This is a genomic window from Acidovorax sp. GW460-11-11-14-LB4 (assembly GCF_059423685.1).
The window spans coordinates 1-11,291 of sequence record NZ_JBWKYJ010000111.1; the positions used below are offsets into that span (position 1 = coordinate 1).

Consider the following 11,291-nt stretch of genomic DNA (forward strand, 5'->3'; position numbering starts at 1 on the left):
GGCTTATATTGCGCGGGAGAAGTGGTTGGGGCGGGCGGAGGTTTGAGGGTTTCTGGCGTCTGGCGCTTTGTGGACGTGCGCTAGTAGCTATGAAATTTGGAGTTAGTGCCTTGGCCTAAGGCAGGAGCCGGGTTATCCCCCGGCGGGCGACTCACTTTCTTTTGCTTCGCCAAAAGAAAGTAAGCAAAGAAAAGGCGACCCCCAGTCTGCGACCCCCACGCGCTGCGTGGGGGCAAACCTGCAGCGGTGCGGCTGCGGGGTGCGCCGTGGAACTCGCTTTGCGCTGCGCGCGCCGCTCGGACAGCCACGGCGAGCCAGTTCACGAAGCATGGGCGCTTCGACGCCCATGCCACCCCACAGCCGCCCCGCCGCAGGCGCAGCCAGCAGGGGGGCCGAACATCCAAACAGCCAACAGCCCTTCGGGCCATCGCTGCGCTCGGCCCTTGGGCGTGTCAGCGGGCGGTCAATGTGCCCTGTGCTTTTTCAGCCCACATCGTCAAATTCGCCACCAGATCCTTCTGGCTGAACGAGCAGCTTTCTTCCGAGAACAACGCACTCGATTCCAGCCGGTCCAGCAGGTTCAGCAGCACTTCGCTGTAGCGCGGGGGCAGGGCGGCGAGCAGGGTGGTTTGCTGGCGGGCCAGGGTGCTGAGGGCGGCGGCGGTGTGGTCGCCGCGTTCAAAGGCTTGCAGGGCCTGGGTGAAGGTGGTGAGCTGGGCGTGTGCGGTGTCGGTCATGGCGTAGCCGGGCGGATCGATGGTGGGTGACAGGCTCGAGGGTAAAGCAGCCATGGGCCCGCGCTCACCGGGCCGATACCAAGTGCGGCAAAATCGCCGGATGAACGCCCTCAACGTCGCTGAATACACGCACTCTCTCGGTCTCCAGGCAAAAACGGCCTCTGCGCTGATGGCCAAAGCGCCAGCAGCTATCAAAAACAAAGCGCTCAAAGCGCTGGCCCGGTTGCTGCGCGAAAACGTGACTGCGCTGCAGGTCGACAACGCCAAAGACCTGGAGCGCGCCGTGGCCAATGGGCTGGCGGGCCCGATGGTGGACCGGCTCAAGCTCACCCCCAAGGTGCTGGAGACCTGCGCCGAGGGCTGCGAGCAGCTGGCCGCCATGCCCGACATCATTGGCGAGATCCTCGGCATGAAGCAGCAGCCCAGCGGCATCCGCGTGGGGCAGATGCGCGTGCCGATTGGGGTGTTCGGCATGATTTACGAGAGCCGTCCCAACGTCACCATCGAGGCGGCCAGCCTCAGCATCAAGAGTGGCAACGCCTGCATCCTGCGCGGCGGCTCGGAGGCCATTGATTCGAACAAGGCGCTGGCCAAGCTGGTGCAGCAGGCGCTGGCCGAGGCGGGCCTGCCACAGGACGCGGTGCAGCTGGTGCAGACCACCGACCGCGAGGCCGTGGGCCAGCTCATTGCCATGCCGCAGTTTGTGGACGTGATCATCCCGCGCGGCGGCAAGGGCCTGATCGAGCGCATCAGCCGTGATGCCAAGGTGCCCGTGATCAAGCACCTGGACGGTAACTGCCACACCTATGTGGACGACCCCTGCGACATCGCGATGGCCGTCAAGGTGGCCGACAACGCCAAGACCAACAAGTACAGCCCCTGCAACGCGAGCGAAGGTCTGTTGGTGGCGCGTGGCGTGGCGGCAGATTTTCTGCCCCAGATCGGCGCGGTGTATGCCGCCAAGGGCGTGGAGATGCGCGGCTGCCCCGAGTCGCTGGCGATTCTGCAGTCGGTGGCGGGTGCCAAATTGGTCGCCGCTACGGAGCAGGACTGGAGCGAGGAATACCTGGCCCCCATCATCAGCGTGAAAGTGGTGGCGGGTGTGGATGAAGCCATTGCGCACGTCAACCACTATTCCAGCCACCACACCGATGCCATCCTGACGGGCGATCACATGCACGCCCAGCAGTTCCTGCGCGAGGTGGATTCGGCCAGCGTGATGGTGAACGCGAGCACGCGGTTTGCCGATGGTTTCGAGTACGGCCTGGGCGCCGAAATCGGCATCAGCACCGACAAGTTCCATGCGCGGGGCCCGGTGGGCATCGAAGGCCTCACTTCGCTCAAGTACGTGGTGCTGGGCGAAGGTGAGGTGAGGGCCTGATGCGCTCCTGAAACGATAGCTGCTGGCGCATGTTCGACTAGCGCTTGCGGCCTATTTCATATGAAAATCATCATCCTCGGTGCCGGCCGCGTGGGCCAGAGCGTGGCAGACAGCCTGGTGTCCGAGCGCAACGACATCACCGTCATCGACACCGACGCCGCGCGCCTGCGCGACCTGGAGTCGCGGTTTGATCTGCGCGGGGTGGTGGGCAACGGCATCGAGCCTGCCGTGCTGGCCGAGGCGGGGGCCGAGGACACCGACCTGCTGATTGCCTGCGCCGCGCAGGACGAGACCAACCTGGTGTGCTGCAAGATCGCGCAGCTGCTGTTCAACATCCCCAAGCGCATTGCGCGGGTGCGGACCGCAGGCTTCGAGGCCCATGAGCGGCTGGTGGGCCCCGAGGGGTTTGCGGTGGACCGCATCATCTGCCCCGAAGAATCGCTGACCCGCTACATCGGCAAGCTCATCGAGTACCCCGAGGCCATGCAGGTGCGCGAATTTGCCGGAGGCCGCGCATGCCTGGTGTCGGTGCGGGCGCGCGCGGGGGCTCCGATGGTGGGGCACTCCATCGGCGCGCTGCGCGAGAGTGCGCCGGAGCTGGCGATGCGCATGGTGGCCATCTACCGGCGCTTCCCCGACGAGCCTGACCGATTCATCGCCTGCGACGGCCGCACGCGCGTCGAGCCGGGGGACGAGGTGTTCGTGCTGGCCGCGCACGAGCACATCGCCAACGTGCTGGCCGCTCTGCACCGCCCGGCATCCCAGCAGCTCCAGCCTGTGCGCCGCATCATGATTGCGGGCGGCGGCCGGCTGGGTCTGCGGCTGGCGCGGCAGCTCAGCCAGGCGGGCGGGCGTTTTCATATCAAGATCATCGAGGACCACGCGGACCGCTGCGTGGAGCTGGCGTCGGCCCTGCCGCCTGAGGTGCTGGTGCTGCAGGGCGACACCACCGACGAAGACCTGCTGGGTGATGAAGGCATCGAGGAGGTGGACCTGTTCCTCGCGCTCACCGACGACGACGAGGACAACATCATGTCGTGCCTGCTGGCCAAGCGCATGGGCGCAAGCCGGGTGCTGGCCCTCATCAACCGGCGCAGTTATGCTGACCTGATGCACGGAACGCAGATCGATATCGCGCTGTCGCCCGCGCAGGCCATGCTGGGTGAGCTGCTGGCCTATGTGCGCCAGGGCGACGTACAGGCCGTGCACAGCCTGCGACGTGGGGTGGCCGAGGCGCTGGAGATCGTGGCGCGCGGCGACCGCAAGAGCTCGCGCGTGGTCGGCCGCAAGGTCAGCGATCTGCAACTGCCGCGCGATGTGCACATCGGCCTGATCGTGCGCGGTCTGCCTGACGCTTCGGAAACCACTGGTGCATCCGCTGCCGATCTGCGCGAGCCCGAGGTCATCATCCCGCGCAGCGCCACGGTGATCGAGAGCAATGACCATGTGGTGTTCTTCCTGCCCAACAAGCGGCTGGTGCGCGATGTGGAAAAGCTCTTCCGCGTGAGCGCGACGTTCTTTTGATGCACCCCCCTGAGTCGCTTCGCGCCTTCCCCCCGCTCTCGCAGCGCTGTGCGCTGCGGGCAGGAGGACGCCGCCAGCGCGGCGGGGCGGCCCTTGCGCGGCGGCCCTCGCCTGGGCTGCACCAGTATCGACGGCTGCATGCGATGTCGGCTGCCATGGACCAGGGGCCCGAGTCATGACGGACATGTTTCCCGTTCTGCGTGTGCTGGGCATTCTGTTGATGATCTTCTCGCTGTCCATGGGCCTGCCGCTGGCAGTGTCGCTGTGGACGCGTGATGGCGTCTGGTTCGTATACCCGCTGTCCATCGCAGCCACGATGCTGGCCGGCGCGTGGCTGTGGTGGCGGCTGCGGCTGTTCCGGCAGGAGCTGCAGCCGCGCCACGGCGTGATGCTGGTGTCGCTGGTGTGGATGCTGCTGCCCCTGTCGGCCGCGCTGCCGCTGATGCTGGCGGGGCACCACACCGGGCACCCACTGTCGTTCACGCATGCCTACTTCGAGGCGGTGTCGGGCCTGACGACCACGGGCTCCACCGTGCTGGCGGGCCTGGATGCACTGCCGGTGTCGGTGAATGTGTGGCGCACCTTTTTGCAGTGGATGGGCGGCATGGGCATCCTGATCCTGGCGGTGGCCGTGCTGCCGCTGCTGGGCGTGGGCGGCAGCCAGTTGTTCAAGGCCGAGGCGGCGGGGCCGCTGAAAGACACCAAGCTCACGCCGCGCATGACCGGCACGGCCAAGGGGCTCTGGGGGGTGTATGCGCTGTTTTCCACGCTGTGTGGTCTGGCCTACTGGGCGGGGGGCATGGCGCCGCTCGATGCGTTGATGCACATGTTCACCACCGTGAGCCTGGGCGGGCTGTCATCGCACGACCTGAGCTTTGGCTACTTCCAGTCGCCGTTGCTGGAGGCGATTTGTATCTTCTTCATGCTGGTGGCCAGCTGCAATTTTGCGCTGTACTTCGTCGCCATTCGCAAGGGCCAGTGGGGCGGCTTCTGGCGCGACCCGGAGCTGCGGGCCACGCTGGTGACGCTGATTGGCGGCGGTCTGCTGGTGGCGCTGCTGCTGTGGGCCAAGGGCGTGTATGGGCCGCTGGACGCGCTGCGCCATGGCATGTTCAACCTGGTGTCGCTGGCCACCACCACCGGCTTTGCCACGGTGGACTACCTGGCCTGGCCCGTGTTTGCGCCCGTGTTCATGCTGCTGCTGTCGGGTGTGGCCACCAGTGCGGGCTCGACGGGCGGGGGCATCAAGATGGTCCGCATGCTTATCCTCGTCAAGCAGGCGCGCCGCGAGATGAACCGCCTGGTGCACCCGCGCGCGGTGCAGCCGGTGCAGCTGGGCGATGCCGTGGTGGACAACCGGGTGATCTTCTCGGTGCTGGCCTTCATGCTGGTCTACGGCGGCACGGTCTTTGGGCTGAGCATGGTCATGCTGCTGACGGACCTGGACCCGGTGACCGCGTTCTCGGTGGTGCTGGCCAGCGTCAACTGCGCGGGGCCGGGCCTGGGCAGCGTGGGGCCGGCGTCCAACTACGCGGTGCTGACCGATTTCCAGATCTGGGTGTGCACCCTGGCCATGCTGCTGGGGCGGCTGGAGATACTGAGCTTCATGGCCTTGCTGACCCCGGCGTTCTGGCGCCGTTAGATGGCAGGGCCGTGGCACCAACAAGGGGTGGCTTGCGAAAACCCGGCTTGACCCCACATCCTACAATTCACTGCAATCGCTTCCCGAGGGCTTTCCATGGTTCCGCATCTCATCACGGCCCTCACCGGGCCGATCAACGAACTCGAACAGCGCATTCTCGACTCGATGCCCGCCATCGAACGCTGGTTCCGGCTGGAGTGGATGGAGCACACGCCGCCGTTCTATACGTCGGTAGACATCCGCAATGCAGGCTTCAAGCTGGCGCCGGTCGATACCAACCTGTTCCCGGGCGGCTGGAACAACCTGACCAAGGAGATGCTGCCCCTGGCTGTGCAGGCTGCGATGGCCGCCATCGAGAAGATCTGCCCCGAAGCGCGCAACCTGCTGATCATTCCCGAGAACCACACGCGCAACACGTTCTACCTGTCCAACGTGGTGCAGCTGCAGCGCATCTTCAACATGGCGGGCCTGAACGTGCGCGTGGGCTCCATCAGCCCCGAGATCAAGAAGTCCACGCTGATCGAACTGCCCAACGGAGACACCGTGACCCTGGAGCCCGTGGTGCGCACCAAGCGCCGGCTGGGGCTCAAGGACTTTGATCCCTGCACCATCCTGCTGAACAACGACCTGACCGCAGGCGCGCCCGGCATTCTGGAAGACATCCACGAGCAGTACCTGCTGCCCCCGCTGCACGCCGGCTGGAGCGTGCGCAAGAAGAGCACCCACTTCAAGAACTACGAAGAGGTGGCCAAGCGCTTTGGCAAGATGCTGGGTATCGACCCCTGGCTGGTCAACCCCATGTACAGCCAATGCGGCGAGGTGGACTTTGCCGAAGGCACGGGCATGGACCAGCTGCAGACCAGTGTGGATGCGCTGCTGACCAAGGTGCGCCGCAAGTACAAGGAATACGGCATCAACGAAAAGCCCTTCGTGATCGTCAAAGCCAACAACGGCACCTACGGCATGGGCATCATGACCGTGCGCGACGCCAAGGAGCTGGACGCCGTCAACCGCAAGACCCGCAACAAGATGGCTGTGATCAAGGACGGCCAGCCGGTGAGCGAGGTCATCATTCAGGAAGGGGTGCTGACGCAAGAGCGCGTGAACGACGCCGTGGCCGAGCCCGTGGTCTACATGATGGACCGCTACGTGGTGGGCGGCTTCTACCGCATGCATGCCGAGCGCGGTGTGGACGAAAACCTCAACGCCCCCGGCGCGAGCTTTGTGCCCCTGGCCTTTGAACACAGCACCCACATGCCCCAGCCTGGCGTGCGCCCGGGTGTGAGCGCGCCCAACCGCTTCTATATGTACGGCGTGGTGGCCCGGCTGGCGATGCTGGCGGCCAGCTACGAGCTGGAGGCCACCAACCCCGACGCCGAGGTGTACGACTGAAAACCAGGGTCTTTGGGCCCCCGTGCGGGTCTTGGGGACACCGGGTTTCAGCGCCAGCACCCTCCCGGCGAGCCTGCGCAGCGGGCCTGCGGGGGAGGGCAGTGGCCCCGCATGCCACGCCCGCGCCCGGTTGCCAAGGGCAAGTTGCTGCGTCGCAACATGGGGTTTCGCCTCCAATCGCTTGATCTGGCTCAGGCGCACAATAGCGTTCCCAAAAGTAACGGAACCCCGTCAGGCCCAGTGCGCGGGGGTGGTCAGTGCAAAGCTCCAAGTCATCGCTCGCAGCGCTCACGCTGGGCGCCATCGGTGTTGTGTATGGCGATATCGGCACCAGCGTGCTGTATGCCGTCAAGGAGGTGTTCGGGTCCGGCCATGTGCCGTTCACGCCCGCAAACATCTACGGCATCCTCTCCATCTTTTTCTGGACCCTCACGGTCATCGTCTCCCTGAAGTACGTGGTGCTGGTGCTGCGCGCCGACAACCACGGTGAGGGGGGGCTCATCGCCATGCTGGCCCTGGCCTCCCAGGCCGTCAAAGACAAGCCCCAGCTGCGCAGCGTGTTGCTGGCCGTGGGCATTTTTGGCACCTCGCTGTTTTACGGCGATGGCGTCATCACCCCGGCCATCTCGGTGCTGTCGGCGGTGGAGGGGCTGGAAGTGGTGTCGGATCACTTCAAGCACTACGTGATACCGATCACGCTGGTGGTGCTGTTTTGCCTGTTTGCCGTGCAAAAGCGCGGCACGGGCGGCATCGGCAAGTTTTTTGGCCCCATCACGTTGGTGTGGTTTGTCACCATCGCGCTGCTGGGCGTGTCGCACATCGTGGGGCACCCGGAGATCTTGTGGGCGCTGAGTCCGCACCACGCGCTGGGCTTCATGTGGGCCAACCCGGGCACCAGTTTCATCATTCTGGGCGCGGTGGTGCTGTGCGTGACGGGCGCCGAGGCCTTGTATGCCGACCTGGGCCACTTCGGCAAGCGCCCGATCCGCATGGCCTGGTTTGGTGTGGCCATGCCGGCGCTTACCCTCAATTATTTTGGCCAGGGCGCGCTGCTGCTGGCTGAGCCCGAGGCCGTCAAGAACCCGTTCTATCTGATGGCCCCCGACTGGGCGCTGGTGCCTTTGGTGATCCTGGCCACCATGGCCACCGTGATTGCCTCGCAGGCGTTGATCACCGGCGCATTCAGCGTGACCAAGCAGGTCATCCAGCTGGGCTACCTGCCGCGCCTGAACATCCAGCACACCAGCGTGCGTGACACGGGCCAGATCTACATGCCGCTGGTCAACTGGGGGCTGTTCGTGGCCATCGTGCTGGCGGTGGTGATGTTCCGCTCGTCGAGCAATCTGGCAGCCGCCTACGGCATCGCGGTGACGCTGGACATGCTGATCACCACCACGCTGACCTTCTTCGTGATCCGCTACGGCTGGCGATATCCGCTGGCGCTGTGCGTTGCGGCCACGGGCTGCTTCTTTGTGGTGGACCTGGCGTTCTTCGCCTCCAACCTGCTCAAGCTGTTCCAGGGTGGCTGGTTCCCGCTGATGATCGGCGGCATCGTGTTCTCGCTCATGATGACCTGGAAGGAAGGGCGCCGCCTGCTCAATGACAAGCTGCGTGCCGACGCCATCGACCTCAAGGACTTCCTGGAGTCGATCTTCATCAGCCCGCCCACGCGGGTGGATGGCACAGCCGTCTTCCTGACGGCCGAAACCGGCGCGGTGCCCAATGCCCTGCTGCACAACCTCAAGCACAACAAGGTGCTGCACCAGCAAAACCTGTTTGTCACCGTGCACAACCACGAGACGCCCTGGATTGGTCTGGACAAGCGGCTGCAAGTCGAATCGCTGGGGCACGACTGCTGGCAGGTGGTGGTGCATTACGGTTTCAAGAACGACCCCGACCTGCCCCGCGCGCTGGAGCTGCTGCGTGGGCGTGGCTGCGAGTTGGAGTCGATGACCACCAGCTATTTCCTGTCGCGGGACACCGTCATTCCCACCATCGGCAGCGGCATGGCGCCTTGGCGCGAAAAGCTGTTTGCCCAAATGCACCATAACGCCAGTGGCGCGGCCGACTTTCTGCACCTGCCCAATAACGCGGTGGTCGAGCTGGGCTCCAAGATCGAGATCTGACGGGCTGGGGGGGCTCCCCCTGGCCTGGGACGGGTGCCTTGGGCTGGTTTTGCGCTGTTTTTGCCTTGTGGCGCTAGTGCCTATTGTCTGAGGTGCTATTAATACTGTAGCTTTTGAAGTGGACTGACGGCCTGCCTGAGCGCCAGGCGCGCGCGGTGCCAGAATCGCGCCCATGCAATTTTTCAAAGACCTGAGCCTTTCCACGGCGGTGGCGGGTTTCGTGGCGGTGCTGGTGGGCTTTACCAGCTCGGTGGCCATCGTCTTCCAGGCCGCCCTGGCATTTGGGGCCACACCCGCGCAGATCACGTCCTGGATGTGGGCGCTGGGTCTGGGCATGGGACTGTGTTCGCTGGTGCCCTCGCTGATCTTGCGCCAGCCCGTCATGGTGGCTTGGTCCACACCGGGCGCCGCCGTGCTGGCCACGGCGGGGTTGGCGGGCGGCTTCAGCATGGGCGAGGCCATCGGCGCCTTCATGATCAGCGCGTTGCTCATCACCCTGGCGGGCGTTACCGGCTGGTTTGAGCGCGTGATGAACCGCATCCCCATGGAAATCGCTGCGGCCCTGCTGGCTGGCCTGCTGGCCCGCTTCGGCCTGCAGGCATTTGCGGCAGCCCAGACCGCGTTGCCCTTGGTGCTGCTGATGTTGATGGTCTATCTGGTGAGCCGCCGTCTGGCTGCGCGGTATGCGGTGGTCATCACCCTCGCGGTGGCCGTGGCGTTTGTGGCCACCCAGGGGCAGATGGCCTGGTCGGCGGTGCAGCTGGAGTTGGCCCTGCCGGTTTTCACCGCGCCCCAGTTCAGCGTGGCTGCCGCCATCAGCCTGGCGATTCCTTTGTTTGTGGTCACCATGGCTTCGCAGAACCTGCCTGGTGTTGCGGTCATCCGTGCGTCCGGCTACGACCTGCCCATTTCGCGGCTCATCACGCTCACGGGTCTGGCCACCCTGGTGCTGGCGCCTTTTGGCGCGTTTGCGCTCAACTTCAGTGCCATCACCGCCGCGATGTGCATGGGCCCCGAGGCGCACGCCGATCGCAGTCGGCGCTACACGGCTGCGGTGGCGTGCGGCGCCATCTATGTGGCGATCGGTCTGTTTGGTGCGGTCATCACGGGGCTGCTCACCGCCTTTCCCAAGGAACTGGTGGTGGCCATCGCGGGGTTGGCCTTGCTGGGCACGATCGGCAACGGTCTGGCGACGGCGCTGCGGGACGAGTCGCACCGCGAGGCGGCACTTATCACCTTCCTCGTCACCCTCAGCGGTGTGGTCATTGTTGGGGTGGGCTCGGCCTTCTGGGGAGTGGTGGCCGGCAGCGTTGCGCTATTTGTGCAACAGTACAGGCGTTCGCAGGCCAACGGCGCGTAAGCCGCCTTGGCTGTCTGGGCCCATAGGCTCCTCCCTTTCTTGACCCGACACCATGAAACTGCTCTTCATCGCCGACCCGCTGCAAAGCTTCAAGATCTACAAGGACACCACCTTCGCCATGATGCGCGAGGCACAGCGGCGTGGGCACACCCTCACGGTCTGCGAGCCGCAGCACATCACCTGGCAGCGCGGCAGCAAGGTCACCGCACGGGTGCAGGACGTTCGCCTCACGGGGGATGCCACCCATTGGTACGAGGCCCAGCCGCAGCGCAGCGCGGCGTTGGCTGATTTTGATGCTGTACTCATTCGCAAGGACCCGCCCTTTGACAGCGAGTACTTTTACGCCACCCACCTGCTGGAGCAGGCGGAGCGCGATGGCGCCCGGGTCTTCAACAAACCCAGCGCTCTGCGGGACCATCCGGAAAAGCTGGCCATCATGGAGTTTCCACAGTTCATCGGACCGACACTGGTCACCCGGGATGCGGAAGACATTCGCCGCTTTCATGCGGAGCACCAGGACATCATCCTCAAGCCTCTGGATGGCATGGGTGGGATGGGTATCTTCCGTGTGGGGCCGGACGGCCTCAACCTGGGCAGCATCACCGAAACCCTCAACCGCCACGGCGCGCAAAGCGTGATGGTGCAAAAGTTTTTGCCCGAGATCGTTGATGGCGACAAGCGTGTCCTCATCATCGGCGGCAAGCCTGTGCCGTTCTGCCTGGCGCGTATTCCCCAGGGCAGCGAAGTGCGCGGCAATCTGGCCGCTGGCGGCAAGGGCGTGGCGCGCCCTCTGTCTGCGCGGGATCGTGAGATTGGAGAAGCGCTGGGCCCGGTGCTGCAGTCGCGTGGCTTGCTGCTGGCTGGTGTAGACGTGATCGGCGACTGCGTCACAGAGATCAATGTCACCAGCCCGACCTGCTTCCAGGAAATCTTTGATCAGACAGGCTGCGATGTGGCCTTCCTATTTGTAGACGCTTTGGAGTCTGCGGTTGCGGCCGTTGGTGGTTGAGGGGTTTGTCTCGTGTACAGGGACTGTTAGATCTATCCCTGGGTTACCCTGCTGCCTGTTGTAAACCGTGCTATAGTCGAGGGCTTCGCTGCTGAGACCTGAGCGCAAAAGTGTTGGGGG

At 64.8% G+C, this 11,291-nt stretch carries 8 protein-coding genes; 7 read left to right on the plus strand and 1 reads right to left on the minus strand.

Annotated features, from left to right (window positions below):
• Positions 1–452: 452 nt before the first annotated feature.
• Positions 453–791, minus strand: a complete 339-nt coding sequence (locus AC07X4_RS23015; RefSeq protein ID WP_494741429.1) for a hypothetical protein — start codon at positions 789–791, stop codon at positions 453–455.
• A gap of 46 nt (positions 792–837) precedes the next feature.
• Between AC07X4_RS23015 and AC07X4_RS23020 the strand changes: the two genes are divergently transcribed.
• The 7 genes from AC07X4_RS23020 (at position 838) to gshB (ending at position 11,171) form a co-directional block, all read left to right on the plus strand.
• A complete protein-coding gene (locus AC07X4_RS23020) occupies positions 838–2,118 on the plus strand; it encodes a glutamate-5-semialdehyde dehydrogenase (RefSeq protein WP_494741430.1) in 1,281 nt (426 codons plus the stop codon).
• 60 nt (positions 2,119–2,178) lie between these two features.
• The gene (gene trkA / locus AC07X4_RS23025; RefSeq protein ID WP_494741431.1) at positions 2,179–3,642 is read left to right on the plus strand and encodes a Trk system potassium transporter TrkA; all 1,464 of its coding nucleotides are present in this window, start codon (positions 2,179–2,181) and stop codon (positions 3,640–3,642) included.
• Between the two features lie 175 nt (positions 3,643–3,817).
• Positions 3,818–5,284, plus strand: coding sequence for a TrkH family potassium uptake protein (locus AC07X4_RS23030; RefSeq protein WP_494741432.1), 1,467 nt, complete (start codon positions 3,818–3,820; stop codon positions 5,282–5,284).
• A gap of 96 nt (positions 5,285–5,380) precedes the next feature.
• On the plus strand, positions 5,381–6,676 hold the full coding sequence (gene gshA, locus AC07X4_RS23035; protein WP_015016114.1) for a glutamate--cysteine ligase: 1,296 nt from the start codon (positions 5,381–5,383) through the stop codon (positions 6,674–6,676).
• Positions 6,677–6,933: 257 nt separating this feature from the next.
• On the plus strand, positions 6,934–8,802 hold the full coding sequence (locus tag AC07X4_RS23040; protein WP_056068096.1) for a potassium transporter Kup: 1,869 nt from the start codon (positions 6,934–6,936) through the stop codon (positions 8,800–8,802).
• A gap of 172 nt (positions 8,803–8,974) precedes the next feature.
• Complete coding sequence (locus AC07X4_RS23045; protein WP_494741433.1) at positions 8,975–10,162, plus strand: benzoate/H(+) symporter BenE family transporter; 1,188 nt, start codon at positions 8,975–8,977, stop codon at positions 10,160–10,162.
• Between the two features lie 52 nt (positions 10,163–10,214).
• Complete coding sequence (gene gshB / locus AC07X4_RS23050; RefSeq protein ID WP_494741434.1) at positions 10,215–11,171, plus strand: glutathione synthase; 957 nt, start codon at positions 10,215–10,217, stop codon at positions 11,169–11,171.
• The last annotated feature ends 120 nt before the right edge of the window (positions 11,172–11,291 follow it).

Bases quoted from the DNA above. Each gene is read 5' to 3' on its own strand.
- AC07X4_RS23015 (WP_494741429.1), bottom strand. From the start codon at position 791: ATGGCTGCTTTACCCTCGAGCCTGTCACCCACCATCGATCCGCCCGGC.
- AC07X4_RS23020 (WP_494741430.1), top strand. From the start codon at position 838: ATGAACGCCCTCAACGTCGCTGAATACACGCACTCTCTCGGTCTCCAG.
- trkA (WP_494741431.1), top strand. From the start codon at position 2,179: ATGAAAATCATCATCCTCGGTGCCGGCCGCGTGGGCCAGAGCGTGGCA.
- AC07X4_RS23030 (WP_494741432.1), top strand. From the start codon at position 3,818: ATGACGGACATGTTTCCCGTTCTGCGTGTGCTGGGCATTCTGTTGATG.
- gshA (WP_015016114.1), top strand. From the start codon at position 5,381: ATGGTTCCGCATCTCATCACGGCCCTCACCGGGCCGATCAACGAACTC.
- AC07X4_RS23045 (WP_494741433.1), top strand. From the start codon at position 8,975: ATGCAATTTTTCAAAGACCTGAGCCTTTCCACGGCGGTGGCGGGTTTC.
- gshB (WP_494741434.1), top strand. From the start codon at position 10,215: ATGAAACTGCTCTTCATCGCCGACCCGCTGCAAAGCTTCAAGATCTAC.